Origin of the sequence: Photobacterium galatheae (assembly GCF_000695255.1) — a bacterium.
GTDB classification, from domain to species: Bacteria; Pseudomonadota; Gammaproteobacteria; order Enterobacterales; family Vibrionaceae; genus Photobacterium; species Photobacterium galatheae.
Genome location: NZ_JMIB01000021.1, coordinates 247,156 through 260,579 on the forward strand (window position 1 = coordinate 247,156; position 13,424 = coordinate 260,579).

At 46.1% G+C, this 13,424-nt stretch carries 17 protein-coding genes; 5 read left to right on the forward strand and 12 right to left on the reverse strand.

Annotated features, from left to right (window positions below; translation table 11 throughout):
* Positions 1 to 132: 132 nt before the first annotated feature.
* Entirely contained in the window at positions 133 to 792 is a 660-nt protein-coding gene (locus EA58_RS20915; protein WP_051642025.1) for a hypothetical protein, read from the reverse strand.
* 115 nt (positions 793 to 907) lie between these two features.
* On the opposite strand from EA58_RS20915, the gene EA58_RS10920 reads away from it, so the two are divergent.
* From EA58_RS10920 to EA58_RS10930, 3 genes are all read left to right on the forward strand, one after another.
* On the forward strand, positions 908 to 1,360 hold the full coding sequence (locus EA58_RS10920) for a DUF302 domain-containing protein (protein WP_036752376.1): 453 nt from the start codon (positions 908 to 910) through the stop codon (positions 1,358 to 1,360).
* Between the two features lie 193 nt (positions 1,361 to 1,553).
* A complete protein-coding gene (locus tag EA58_RS10925) occupies positions 1,554 to 1,823 on the forward strand; it encodes a hypothetical protein (protein ID WP_036752378.1) in 270 nt (89 codons plus the stop codon).
* Positions 1,816 to 2,574, forward strand: a complete 759-nt coding sequence (locus EA58_RS10930; RefSeq protein WP_036752381.1) for a GNAT family N-acetyltransferase — start codon at positions 1,816 to 1,818, stop codon at positions 2,572 to 2,574. The genes EA58_RS10925 and EA58_RS10930 overlap by 8 nt, the downstream gene beginning before the upstream one ends.
* 317 nt (positions 2,575 to 2,891) lie before the next feature.
* Here EA58_RS10930 and EA58_RS10935 read toward each other — a convergent pair whose 3' ends face one another.
* Both EA58_RS10935 and pdxR read right to left on the reverse strand, forming a co-directional pair.
* Positions 2,892 to 3,200 (reverse strand): hypothetical protein, encoded by a 309-nt coding sequence (locus EA58_RS10935; RefSeq protein WP_036752383.1) that lies wholly within the window; start codon positions 3,198 to 3,200, stop codon positions 2,892 to 2,894.
* A gap of 60 nt (positions 3,201 to 3,260) precedes the next feature.
* Complete coding sequence (gene pdxR, locus EA58_RS10940) at positions 3,261 to 4,718, reverse strand: MocR-like pyridoxine biosynthesis transcription factor PdxR (protein WP_036752385.1); 1,458 nt, start codon at positions 4,716 to 4,718, stop codon at positions 3,261 to 3,263.
* A 111-nt stretch (positions 4,719 to 4,829) separates the two neighbouring features.
* Here pdxR and EA58_RS10945 point away from each other — a divergent pair, with 111 nt between their 5' ends.
* Entirely contained in the window at positions 4,830 to 5,606 is a 777-nt protein-coding gene (locus EA58_RS10945; protein ID WP_036752387.1) for an aldolase, read from the forward strand.
* Between the two features lie 10 nt (positions 5,607 to 5,616).
* A complete protein-coding gene (locus tag EA58_RS10950) occupies positions 5,617 to 6,498 on the forward strand; it encodes a dihydrodipicolinate synthase family protein (protein ID WP_036752389.1) in 882 nt (293 codons plus the stop codon).
* A gap of 73 nt (positions 6,499 to 6,571) precedes the next feature.
* Here EA58_RS10950 and EA58_RS10955 read toward each other — a convergent pair whose 3' ends face one another.
* From EA58_RS10955 to EA58_RS10995, 9 genes are all read right to left on the reverse strand, one after another.
* Positions 6,572 to 7,090: a GNAT family N-acetyltransferase gene (locus EA58_RS10955; protein ID WP_036752392.1), complete on the reverse strand. Its 519-nt coding sequence runs from the start codon at positions 7,088 to 7,090 to the stop codon at positions 6,572 to 6,574.
* A 58-nt stretch (positions 7,091 to 7,148) separates the two neighbouring features.
* Entirely contained in the window at positions 7,149 to 7,643 is a 495-nt protein-coding gene (locus EA58_RS10960; protein ID WP_036752394.1) for a GNAT family N-acetyltransferase, read from the reverse strand.
* A 42-nt stretch (positions 7,644 to 7,685) separates the two neighbouring features.
* Entirely contained in the window at positions 7,686 to 8,291 is a 606-nt protein-coding gene (locus EA58_RS10965; protein WP_036752541.1) for a YdeI/OmpD-associated family protein, read from the reverse strand.
* Between the two features lie 239 nt (positions 8,292 to 8,530).
* On the reverse strand, positions 8,531 to 8,749 hold the full coding sequence (locus tag EA58_RS10970) for a DUF3565 domain-containing protein (protein ID WP_036752395.1): 219 nt from the start codon (positions 8,747 to 8,749) through the stop codon (positions 8,531 to 8,533).
* An 82-nt stretch (positions 8,750 to 8,831) separates the two neighbouring features.
* Positions 8,832 to 9,344 carry a hypothetical protein gene (locus tag EA58_RS10975; protein ID WP_152547992.1) on the reverse strand — a complete coding sequence of 171 codons (513 nt, stop codon included), beginning with the start codon at positions 9,342 to 9,344 and terminating at the stop codon, positions 8,832 to 8,834.
* A gap of 82 nt (positions 9,345 to 9,426) precedes the next feature.
* On the reverse strand, positions 9,427 to 9,903 hold the full coding sequence (locus tag EA58_RS10980) for a GNAT family N-acetyltransferase (protein WP_235199595.1): 477 nt from the start codon (positions 9,901 to 9,903) through the stop codon (positions 9,427 to 9,429).
* Between the two features lie 122 nt (positions 9,904 to 10,025).
* The gene (locus tag EA58_RS10985; protein ID WP_036752399.1) at positions 10,026 to 11,810 is read right to left on the reverse strand and encodes a M28 family metallopeptidase; all 1,785 of its coding nucleotides are present in this window, start codon (positions 11,808 to 11,810) and stop codon (positions 10,026 to 10,028) included.
* 278 nt (positions 11,811 to 12,088) lie between these two features.
* A complete protein-coding gene (locus EA58_RS20920) occupies positions 12,089 to 12,664 on the reverse strand; it encodes a hypothetical protein (protein ID WP_152547993.1) in 576 nt (191 codons plus the stop codon).
* A gap of 27 nt (positions 12,665 to 12,691) precedes the next feature.
* Positions 12,692 to 13,363, reverse strand: a complete 672-nt coding sequence (locus EA58_RS10995; RefSeq protein ID WP_036752549.1) for a penicillin-insensitive murein endopeptidase — start codon at positions 13,361 to 13,363, stop codon at positions 12,692 to 12,694.
* Positions 13,364 to 13,424: the final 61 nt, after the last annotated feature.

Below are 13,424 nucleotides of genomic sequence, written 5' to 3' on the forward strand. Positions count from 1 at the left end.
TACCATTCAGCCAGAGGAAAAAGTCAGCCCAAGCTAAACGAACAAGACCAGGGTGTGCTTGTTGTTGTTTTCAATTTCATTCTCTCAATGAAAGTTACTGAAGGAAGACGTTGCTTCTGGCTATTTGCTCCCTCAAAGGTCAACCAGAAAAAACTTAAGCTTCTCTGATGCTGTTCTGGCAGATTTTATGAATGCAAACTGTTGGTTGTTCACCCAGTAGATTTTTTTCACCCGCCACAGGTTGAGAAAATCACCTTCTTGATGTCCGTAAATCGTCTTCCAGTTTCCATCTATTTTTTCTTGTAAGCAGTATTCACTGTCCTGGCCATTGTAATAATTAGTATATCTGTAGCGGCCATTGGGCGAGTAAACAGCTTTCTCAGGATTCCCGTACAAATATTCCCCGGTTTGAAGGGAGATCAACGTTTCGGCTTCATGACCACAGGTAAAATTGATCACATCTTCTTCCGGATAATACGCTTCAAATTGGCACTCACTTTCAAAATGGGGCTCCTGCAACAGAACTTTCCCTTTAGGTCCCTTGATAAGCAGTGTCTCGTTCAGGTGAAACCGATCACCAAGCATTTGCTTCGCCTCACTGAAGCTGAACACAATTTGCAGCTCTGGTTGACGATAAGAAGGTGCGAAGCTGACCCACTGCATGAACGATGACCCGGTAAGAGGTTTCATTTTCAATTGAAACTTATTCTCTTGAGCCAATCCTGCCGGGGAAAATAGTGCCGCAATCAATACAGATACCGTCAGCTTTTGTTTTTGATTTATTTTGAACATGGTTTCCTCTCAGATTCACTGTGCTTCGACAAACCAGTGCCTGTTTGTACTCTGCACAATCCACCGCTACTTTTAATACATTCTATGTAACTGTATGCGGCAGTAAGGAAACAAGATGAAATACAAAACGTTCGTGCTCACGCTGGCCTTCGTTATCAGCTTTCCCGGTTATGCCCAAAATGGCCTGATCAAGATGAAAAGTACGTTTGACGTGGCCACAACGGCTGACCGTTTAGAAGCAGCCTTAACATCCAAAGGAATGACCCTTTTTGCGCGAATTGATCATGCAGCCGCCGCGAAACAAGCCGGAATATTATTACGCCCGACAACCCTGCTGATATTCGGAAACCCGAAAGTTGGCTCCCCGCTCATGGTCTGTGCACAGAGTGTCGCCATCGACCTACCGCAAAAGGCACTCATCAGTCAGGATGAATCCGGTACAGTCTGGCTGAGGTATAACGATCCGAGCTATCTGGCTTCACGTCACCACATAAGCGGATGCAATGACGTGCTCCAGAAAATCGGGACGGCACTCTCCGCTTTTGCCAATGCCGCAACACAACCTTAGCCAACTTCGTCTGCCAGTCATTGCTGTCATATAACCATGTCGTGTATTCATCAGAGACATGCTCAGTTTTGCAGTAATATAGTGCTGGCTCTATCTTCATGGCTGTATGCACTGCAGAGTGTTTGACCATCTATGGCCACCACGTGACCTTCAGTCAATCTATGTACCGAAGACATCCACAGGACAAAAAAACTTGAACTGTTCGGCATCAAATCGTAGAGACAACTCTATCAATAGAATCATCAGCGAGATACTCAAAAAAATCAATATCCCTGAAGATCTCCCCAAAAAAGAAGGCATTGTCACAATTTATATCGCCCGAAAAGAAAACGACCCGATTCCCATGCTAGCATCATCACTTGACCGAACAGGTTTCGCGATCGTGTCCGCTCCGAACTATCAAGAGCTGGATATTTTGATGAAAGACATTGACACCGTAAGCTTGGAAACTCGTGATGCATAAGGATATGAATACCCCACTTTCCCATCAGATTGAACGTTTTGTCATGGGCTGGTCTAACTCACGCCGTATTGGCCCTGTGAAACTTAATCAACGTCAAGAAGGGTTACTTTGCAGCTTCAGCCAGCCGATCGGTTCAACCAAACGTTCACACGAAATGTTTATCTGGGATTGGGCTTCCTTCTCTCCTGAGAAACTGATCAGTGAAATGGGTAGCAAGCTGCATTTTGTCTCAGTCTTTGATGCAAATGAAGCGGCGAAACAAAAGCTGGCATCCGTTGGTTATCAACACCTCACCAACGAAAAGCTGATGCGCCTGGATCTCACCCGCCTTCAGTCAGTCAATGATCAGTCTGTCAATCATTCGTCTGATATTGAGATTGCGGTTCAACCTGCACAAATCGATTGGTTTAACCAGCAACGGCAACAAAATATCATCCAGCATGAACAGTTCAAAGCTGATCAAGTTCAGGTTTATTTCATTCGAAAAGAGAACGTGCTGGCCTCATGGGCGAGAGCAATTCAAGTGGGGCAGACAGTCATAATCGACGATGTTCAGACGCACCCCGAATTCCGGCGTCAGGGTTTGTCTAAGCAAATCATGCGTCTCATCTTCCGTGACGCACAGCAAAATGCATGTGACCAGGTGTTATTGGCTGCAAGTGAACTCGGTCAGAGACTTTACAGCCATTTAGGCTTTGAAGTCTTAAGTGAGATTCAGGTCTTTTCTAAAAGCGAACCAAGAAATCATTGAACGTTTTCTTCACACAATTATCCGGGATGAATCGTTCGATTCGTCCCGCTCTTTACACGTCTCAGATGAAATTTAACCCCGACGAGCCATCGTAAGAAGCAGCCTTAACCGACACCGTCAGTAAGTCATCGCCATCATGGTACATATTGTGCAATGTATTCCGAGCAGCAATGTATTCCACCGGGCAAAAAACGCGTTACCGATTCTGAAGTCAGCAGCTTTGAGTAAATATCGATATCATTGGCAGTCACCGGAGTTAAAATAAGCCTCTTCGTCACAATCACGTGATCCCTTTCCATTTTCATCTCTTCTGCTAGTCATTCATAATCTGGTAAGTCAGGGACTGTCATGTAATAAACACCCAGCTTTTCCATACAAAGGAACATCTGATATTTTTGATAATTGTACTTTTTGTCCACATAGGTTTCATAACCACACACCTGCTTTGCCGCTTTCACGGCCAGTGGGTTTACTTCATTTCCCGGCTCATCAACCCAAATATAGTGACGCTGTTTTGATGTTGTTGATGTTTCTTTTGTATTCACTGACTCGGTATTCGTACAACCAGTCATGACCATCAGAAGCAGACCCGGTATGACCGCACCTTTTCTCGGGTGAAAACGCATATTTCTGTCCTTGAAGATTTTGATGCTTTACTTGAAATCAACAGAAGTCTGATATCGGCCTCACAATAACACTGATGCTAATTGATTGACAGATTCCCGGATCTCATCCTCATTTAAAGCACCAAAGCCAAATCGAATATGGCTCGGGCCTGCTTCATCGTTCCCGTCATACAGGTCAACATGATAATTTTTCAGTTCCGTACTGTTGAACGATTTATTTTCGGTCAATCCTGAAACATTGACCCAAAGTGCCATGCCACCAGCCGGTAAATCAAAACTGATTTGCTCACCGAACACCTGTTGAAACATCTGAGCCGCAAAATTCCGTCGGTTTTCATAGCATTTTCGAACTTTCCGGATATGTTTTTTCACTTCGCCTAATTCCATCAGTTCTGATACAGCTAATTCGGTCAGAGGATTCCCTTGCCGGTCTATCAGCATGACTTCCTGAGCGGCTCTGTCGATGAATCTTTCGTCTGCAATCAGATAACCTAACCGAAGTCCGGGCGCAAAGACCTTTGACATCGAACCAATGTGAATCACATTCTCTGCACCGGGTAAGCTGGAGAGCGGCGGAATCGGCCTGGATTCATAGTGAAACTCATGATCATAGTCATCTTCAATCACAGCGAACTGATGCCTTTGAGATAGCTTTAAGAGCATCAATCGTCGTTCCATCGACAGCGTCACGGTTGTCGGGTACTGATGATGCGGTGTGATAAACACACCAGCCACCTGATGACGAGAGAGTATCTGCTGGAGTTCGTTGGTATCCAGCCCCTGTTTGTCCAATCCACAACGGACGATTTGAAAGCCATTCGACTCAAAGGCAGCCATGGCCGGCGGATAGCACTGAGCTTCAAAGACCATGACACCATTTTCAGGGTTCAAAAGCCTTGAGCTGAGATAGATACCCATCTGACTACCACGAACAATGCAAACCTGCGGCAGAGAGACTTTCATGTATCGATCCATATTCAGCATCTTCCGGATAGCATTGCGCAACTCAATGGTGCCACGCGGATCGCCATACCCAAGTTTTGCCTGCCGGCTCGCGTGAATCATTGCTCGACGATAGGCTCTGGATAATACTTCGTAAGGGATGAGCCGGGCATCTGGAATGCCATCGTTCGCGACCGGAACAACGCGCTCAGCAACCATTGCGGTACGAGATATCGAACGCATCAGCCCTGAAGCTGAGCGGGTTTTCTCTGCAGCGTTCACCAACACCTGATTTTCTGCCGAAAGATCTTGCTCCGGTAAGACATCGGCAACGAATGTGCCACGCCTTGGTTTTGTCACCAGCCACCCCTGCGATTCCAGCTCCTCATACACAAGCTGAACGGTTTTTCGGTTTACCCCCATGTCGGCAGCCAGTGAACGGGAGCCTGGCATCATCGTACTGGGTTGCAGCCTGCCCGTTTGAATCTCCCGCGTGAGCTGATTTGACAACCGCAGGTGAAATGACTCCCCATGACACTCCTCCAGCCAGAGTTTCATCTGCCAGGGTCTTTTCATCAATCCGCCCTCTCTGGACCATTACAAATCTGAAATCTGGATGTTATTTCTGGTCCAGATGAGCATTAGTATCCCGGTTAGAAAGTCGTGATGCAACAAGAGGAACTCACCATGAAAACTGCTTCTCTTCCCAAACAAGACCTCATGCGAACCGCACAGGAACGTATGACTCAACTGATTGAAGATACCGCGCTCACTGATCGGCAAAAACTCGCACTCACATGCAGAATTCTATTTGAGAAAGGACACGACGCGGGTCTGGCCGGGCAGATCACCTGCCGCACTGATCAGTCCAATACTTTTATCACCCAGCGATTTGGATTAGGTTTTGATGAAATTACGGCAGAAAACCTGCTCGAAGTTAATCAGGATCTGATCCCGCTGAATGGTGAAGGCATGGCAAACCCGGCGAACCGCTTTCACACCTGGATTTACAAGGAACACCCGGACGTCAACTGTATTATTCATACCCATCCGACACATGTCGCGGCTTTATCGATGCTGCGGGTGCCCCTCATCATTTCACAGATGGATACCTGCGGCCTGTATGAAGACTGTGCGTTTCTCAGCGACTGGCCGGGCGTCCCTGTCGGGAATGAAGAAGGCATTATCATTTCAAAAGCTCTGGGTCAAAAGCGCGCGGTGCTCCTGGCACATCATGGACAACTGGTCGTCGGTAAAACCATTGAAGAAGCCTGTAACCTCGCCATTTTAATTGAGCGCGCAGCACAACTGCAGCTGATTGCCATGTCTGCAGGGCAAATTCAACCCTTACCCCAGCCCTTGGCCCGAGAAGCCCATGACTGGGTTTCTACAGATAAGCGAAACAAAGTTAATTTCGCTTATTACGCCCGACAAGCGCTGAAAAACCATACTGACTGTATTTGAGGAACCTGCCATGCAACTCTCCGGTATTATTGCCTACCCGATCACCCCATTCAGTGATGATGGAAAAAAGATTCAATTCGATATTCTTGGACAAACGCTGGAACATTTACTCGACCACGGCTGTGATGCGATTGCGCCATTAGGCAGCACTGGTGAAAGTGCCTATCTCAGCCTGGAAGAATGGCAGCAGATTGCTGAGTACACAGTCAAAACTGTCAATCAACGTGTTCCGGTGATCGTTGGGATTGGCGAGCTGACTACCCGCCAGGCAATTCTGAAAGCCAAGTTTGCTGAATCTATCGGCGCTGACGCCATCATGGTCATTCCCGTTTCCTACTGGAAGCTCACGGATGAAGAAATCTTCAACTATTTCGAAGAAATTGCGACATCAACTTCGCTTCCTGTGATGGCCTATAACAATCCGGCCACCAGCGGCATTGATATGTCTCCAGAGCTATTGGTCAGGATGTTCGAAAACATTACGAATGTCACCATGGTCAAAGAAAGCTCGGGCGATATTCAGCGAATGCACAGACTGCATGAACTGTCTGGAGGTGGATTACCTTTTTACAATGGAAGCAATCCCCTCGCCCTTGAAGCACTCTGTGCCGGTGCAAGTGGCTGGTGTACCGCGGCACCCAACCTGTTGGGCGGATTACCCAAAACGCTGTACCAATTGATAACCTCAGAGCAACTCTCAGCAGCACGCGCGATTTTCTATCAACAACTGCCCCTTTTACGGCAGATGGTCATCGCTGGCATTCCTAAAGTGGTGAAGGCTGGACTAGCCATTCAGGGGATTCACGCAGGCAGCCCAAGAAAGCCGCTCCATCACACGACAACAGAAGAAGCGCTTTCCTTACGGGAAATGTTGGCAGAAGTGAACCGATAACCGAAACATCATGACGGGCTGCACGCTCGTCATGTCTTTATCCTATGGCCTGATTCACACTTCAGGCACCAACTTAAAGCTCACAAGAGACCCAATACCGGGCGATCGGTTCGGGAAATACCTTTCCCATAACGACACTTTCAAAAATTCCACCGTTACTTTCAATCACCTTGCGTGACGCAATATTATCTTCATCCGCCGTAATGAGTGCCTTCCGGATACCCAGTTCGCAGGCTTTTGACAGTGCCAGTTTCAGCATCACTTTTCCGTTTCCCCGACCCCGGGCAGATGGTGCGACATCGTAACCGATATGTCCGCCCTCCAGAGACAGAAAGTCATTTTCAATGTGGTGGCGTATCCGGATAGCACCCAGAATCACGGCGTTTTCAACCAGCCATAAATGACTGCACGGCACATAACCATCGGGCAGGTTGATACCCTCTTCTTCATCCTGCAATTGCCGAACATAGTCCGCAAAGTTTTCAGTGCCCCGCGCATAAAAGTCGGCATTTTCAGGATCGTGTTTGATGAAGTCATGATAGAAGTCAGCAAATGCTGATTCTAATTCAGAAGAGAGAACCACTAATTCCATTCATTAACCTTAAAATTTCATTCATTGAAATTGACAACGTTCAAAATATATCAACGCCTTAAGTTTCGACATTAAAGAAAATGAAATACATAAGCAAGTCCACATCAATATCGGTCGTGAGCGTATAACGTTCTCCGGTCATACGACCCACAGCGGAGGTCCAAAATTTCAGGGCTGGCGTATTTTCAAGCAATACACGAATTTGCCACTGTCCGGGGTGAGCATTCACAAGATGCTTCAGGGCTTGCCTGCCCACACCCTGTCCTTTGAATTTACGGAAAACAAAAAACTGCTCTATATCATGCACCGACTGAGTTTCGGGGTATAAACGCACCAACGCAAAACCGGCGAGTTCATCACCATGCATAATAAAATAAGGAAAATGATCATCCTTTTCCCAATACTTGTTCAGGCTCGGCGAATGAAACTGAAATAAACCGTCGTCATTCGGGTTCCACTTTAAATACGCCGACAGCTCATAAAGGTAAAACTGGAAAAGATTGCCAAGCATTTGGCGCTTTTTGATTTCAATGGCTCTGAGCGAAACATCCATGTTTTGTATATCCATGTCATGTATATTCATCAATTCATTCAATTATCTGTCATTCAGGCCTTTACCATCCAGGATATGTGGGATGCATTTCTCGACTCTGGAGGAACGCGTCTGGGATTGCTTCGCTCCAGAAAAATGTAAAAGATAGGCTCTCTGTCGACCCGGAGACAGCGTCTCAAACGCTTGCTTTAACTCGGGCATTTCCTCAAGCTTTATCTGAAACTCGTCAGGCACATCAAACGCATCCGTCGTTTTAAAATCAAACTGAATACCGGACTTTTCAACATCAATGGCCTGGCTGAGATAGGTTTTCAGCGTCTCTGCATGCTGTTTAAGCTCATCCAGCGTGGTAAACCGAGCTCTTCGAGCCAACTGGGTATTCTCTCCCGGTGCTTCCAAAATCCCCGCTGAATCTTTCAGCAATGCACCTTTCATAAAGAGTACACAGAAAGATGCCTTAAACCCCTGCAAAATCGCAATGTTATTCCCCTGATAGGTATAACAGGGTTTCCCCCACTTCAGCGTCTCGGTTAACTGGCAATCCAGAGCAATGTTTCTCGCCAGCATAAACTCATCCTGCCACTGGCTGGCTTTTCGGATAAATCCGTCCACTTTTGGATGAGTTTGCCCTTCATATTGTTCGTCCATCAGCGCTTCCTTTTTCTGAAAATAAACGATTGTTCGATGTCTGAGCTTCATGGTTGCCTTCCGTCTCAGACACCGAGCCCCTTCATCACTTTAGCATCAGAATCCGCGTTGTTTCATGAAAGCAACCGCCAGCACGCCAGAAATGAAGATCCACCAGCCTTGCTCTTTACGCTTCATCCAAACTTTCCCTGGAAACATTTGAACCGCCCTGTTCATCATCGATAAAAAGTGAAGCCGTTTTACTTATCGACTTGTTCAATATCAGCCGGCTCACCCCGATCACATTTCTTGCAAGATAACAAAATGCCTAACATTCCCCGACGACCATCTGCCGTTGTCACCCAAGGACGACAGATGAACGGCGGTTGATGTCTGACATGCTGAAAGTGGCCACAGCCAAGTTCAGCAACCCAGTCTCCTTCGTCATCCAGATGGTAGCCCACAATGGGTTGCTTCAAGTTTGACGTCCTCCAGTGTTAACTTTGAAGATGCGCTCCGTGTTCAGCCCGCAGCACCGACAGATTTGAAATCGCCGATGATTTAAACCCTCTTCCGCATCTTATCCAGCAAAGTTAAACAACCTTGCATCAGTAATATTTCCATCTCATGCTCACTGAATAACGACCCGAAACCAAATAATCCGCGAAAACTGAACACCTTTTTGAAATAGACAGACCAGGGGACCGTTTGAGACACCTCGAAGGTTTCTTTGGTTTGTTGCGTGCCGGCATAAGATAACCGGGATACCAGCTTGATCTTGGGCCGGATAAAAACAGGTAAATAGATATCACTGGTACGGATATCTCCATAATGACCATTTCGCAGATTCACGATCACAACATCCAGAATCAGGTCATTTTTCTGGAAGTGTGCCACTGATGCTGCAGGCTGAAGGCAAAAGATTTCCTCTAATTTAGCCTTCATCTCATCTTCTAATTGATGATCCGCCATGCGAAACCATTGCTCAAGCTGGTTGATCTTTCCATTCGGAGCAACCGCCAAAGAGCCCAGATAAATCGCAGACTTCTCTTTCTGAAACAAAGTTGAAAACACCATTAATCCTTTCAAGCTATCAAGACAATTTTTACGGGGCGTCGTGATGGATTCGATTGGCGGGCATGACCAAAATTTAGCGTCATGAAACCTTCCATGCATACAATAAATCTGGCAGGCCCTCTTCATTATCACAATCACCACCGATTGCAACAAACCCATGCCTTTCATAAAAGCGCCGGGCTTTTTCGTTCACTTCAAAGGTTCTTAACCGTAATGATCCCTGAGAGATGTCCTTAGCAAGATTGAGTAATTGGCTCCCAATCCCATACGACTGCCAGTTGGGATGCACATACAATTGGCTGACTTCCCGGCCATCTGTTGCCAGAAACGCAACGGGGCTATGTGTTTTCTCTTCACGCGCGACATAAATCAGGTCGTTTTTTGCCAATATTTCTCTCAGAAAAAATGCCTGAGACTCAAAAGAATGAATCGGTGGTATCCCAATCGCGCGCTGCATCGACACACGCCATAATTCAGTCACGGCCTCGACGTCATCCATTTCTAATGCATCAATGCTGATCTTCGCTGGGCTGCTCTTCACTGTCTTACTAACCACCTTAAACGCACTCAATCCCTTTACTGATAACGAATCATAAAAGAATCACCCTGTCGAAAAAAGAAAAAAGCCACGTCTCTCACGACGTGGCTTTTGCGAAGTCATCAATGGACATTAACTGATTATTGGCGATCCTGATCAAAATCACCGTGGAAGTGGCCGTGGTCAGAATGACTTTCTGCCGCTTTCAACTTCTCACCGATACGCAGTTTCTGGACTGGCTTATCCGCATGCATACGCGTCATTGGTTTCACCGCAGGCTCTTCTTTCGGCGGGAACAGTGGCTTACTGAACGCATAGTAAGTGGTGACATAAGCCAACGCCTGTGTATTCGTATACAGAGCTTCCTGGCTGACATTGTTCAGGTCATCACAAGCCTGGTGGTAACACTTGTCATAAGCGACATCGATCTCACCCCCAAACTTCTCTACTTCTTCAGCGGTTTTCACTTTCTCAGCGCCCGTGAACAAGCCACCGAAAGCGACCCCCCAATCTGCAAAACCTGCATAGTCAGAGCGTTTTGACAGTGCCTGCGGAATGGTTGATTCAGACTTCGCACCAAAGAACTCGTTGAATACAGATTCAATATCTGACGTACCATAAGGCGGTTTGAAATCGCCGGTGTAGGCATTATCAGGACTGTCTTTGGTATCAGACAAGTCGCCATCCATGACACCATAGATATAGTTTGGCGAAGCGATCATGTCGAAGTTCAGGTACAGCTTCACTTTATTCAGTTTGCTGTAACGTGCATCAACCATTTCAATCTGCTCTTCTGTCAACTGACTTGGATCTTCCAGCCCAAGCTCTTCCAGAATCTCTTTCTGAGCCTGATTGTAAATCGGTTCGAACAAATCTTTCGTATAGTATTCAGACCCAACCAGACCGGCTTCTTCTGCTGCCCACCAGGCAAAGCGAACCTTGTTCTTCACCGGTGCTTTTGTTTCTGCCAGCGTAACCGCATATTCCAGTAAGCCTGCTGTCCCTGAGCCATTGTCGTTAATGCCCGGACCTTCAGGCACAGAGTCCAAATGCGCCCCTAACATCACAACCTGATTCGGGTTTCCACGCTTGGTTTCTGCAATGACATTTTGCGTGACGACCATTTCATCTTTCACACTGACAGAAAGTGAAACGGGGACGGCTTGTGTCGCGCTTAAATCAAACCACTGTTTGCCCAAGTCATACCTTGAACCATACGCTGGAATCGCGGCGGTTGTATCACTCCCCAGTGTGCCGTTCACGACTGATGTACGACCTTCGCTATTCCCCTGGTTGAAGATAATCACTGCCTTCGCACCAGCGTTTTGGGCATTCACCACCTTATCACTGAAGGCACAGCCACCACGTTGAATGACCGCAATCTTTCCGGCAACATCTTTACCGGTAAAGTCTGCTGCCTCACAGCCATCGGTATCATCGTAATCAGGCGCACCAAAATTAAAATCTGGCGTCACAAAAACTGCTTGCCCTGTCAGCTCGCCATTCGAGTTGCCTGAATAAGACATCACCGCATAATCCGGCTCAACACCTTCGCCAGCTTCGCGCGTACTGATTAAATCGACACCATTGACATTCAGCTTCGTCCCCGTCAACTCTTCCCATGCGCGGAAATCGAATTCCTGGGTAGACACCCGATAGCCATGCGCTTTCATGACATCGATAATGTAATCAACAGAGTACTGATAACCATCGGTTCCCGCAGCACGTGTGACAGAGTTGCCATCTGTTGTTTTAGAAGCTCGCGCTTCCAGTTCTTCCAGATGTTCTACAACTTCTTCACGGTCAATTTCACTGCTCACATAAGCTGCCGCAGATTGGGGATCTTTCCAGTAACACCCGGTTAGCATGGTCGCACTAATCACGGTCGCGAGAAGTGTCTTTGTTGTTGTCATGCTTACTTGCATTCGTGACTCCTTGTTTTTAGCCAACATTTCAGAAGCGATTTAACGCACACATTGTTGACTAAACACAAGGTTAAAAAAATGTTAAATCAAACACCTTGGCAAACAAAGGAATCGACATCAAACTATGCGCAAATGGGTGTGCAACTTACACCATAAAATCCATTCTGGATCACAACGGATTTTGGTTCACAGTTCACATTGCGCAAGCGAACACATTCATCCCATAAAACGCTACGACCCTTCGTAGCGCTTGGTAACCAAACATGAGAACAGGCGAATCAGATCTTGCCAAGAATGATTGCATAGCTCACAAAAATTGCCAGTCCCCAAAACACCACACCCAAAATCATCCAGAGATAATTTGCCCAGGTTAAAGAAGCATTCGTTGTTCCGGCTTCGTCCTTCATCATCTTGTTTACATAGATCTGAATGTCATAAAGCGCACGATACATCAATGGGATAGCCAGCAGGGTGTAAAAAAAGGTATAGGGCATCCCAATTTCATTCTCTGACAATTTATCCGCGATACGACAGGAGATAACCAAGAGTACATATTTGATTGCATTCCATTCCATCACTGAGTTTTCTTTCGTCGTCGCAAAATCGAGTTGTCCGATTTTTTTGCAGAGTGAATGTACAAAAAAGATATCAAAAAAACCTCGTGCAACTGGCCAAACATCACTGCCAGTGCTTTTTTTATAAAGAGACCAATTGATATAAACCCAGTACATACCATAAAGGCCCATCGTACTCAGAAATAAAATTGTAAATTTCTTGGGCGAAACCACATAAAACCTGTGTTCTCTTGTACTTGGACTCATGTCGGTATCAACCTCAGATTGGATATTTTCCATCAACATCACGCCTCATGATTTAAATTTTTATGACTGACATGGAATATCAAAATCAACGTGGTAATGGTCATCATGTCTGACCCAGGAACGTCGTTTTGAAAACTGAATATGCTTTTTCAAATAATTGCCATATTGGGTTTGAAATAAATAGGGTTGCAAATCCGGATCAAAAATTACCCGCCAAAGATCATATCCTTGCTTTATCGCCGCTTGATGCAATGCGACAAGATGAGCACCCATCGCCTCATAATCAATGGTCAGTGTTTGGTAATGACCCCGATGGTCGAATTCAATGTTGTAGCCAAATTTATTCAACGGATGTGTTGACAAATGAACAGATTGCCCCTGTTGATTCACAACAGGTGTCATGAAATCTACAGACAGACCATTCCGATGTGTTTTGTGAGGATAGAACTGACCACCTGACTGAAAGCCTGTTTCAGCATATTTGAAAACCTTTCCGGGTGCATGATTTTCCAGATTCGCATATGCGCCCAAAACAATGTTGTAGACTTCCGAATGAACATAAGTCCGGCCGAGCAATCGGGCGATATTGCTATAACCAACATAGTTCGGCCCTTCAGCCGGTAACTGGATACCATTTTCCAGATATCCATTCGAAGTTGTCCCATAGCATGTACTTTCCGCCGCATAAGTACCAATAGACAGACAACACAATACAGCAATGATTATTTTCATGACTTTTAATCTGACACGTCTTGTTTCAAGTTGATTCACATTGAACCCGCAAGTATCTTTC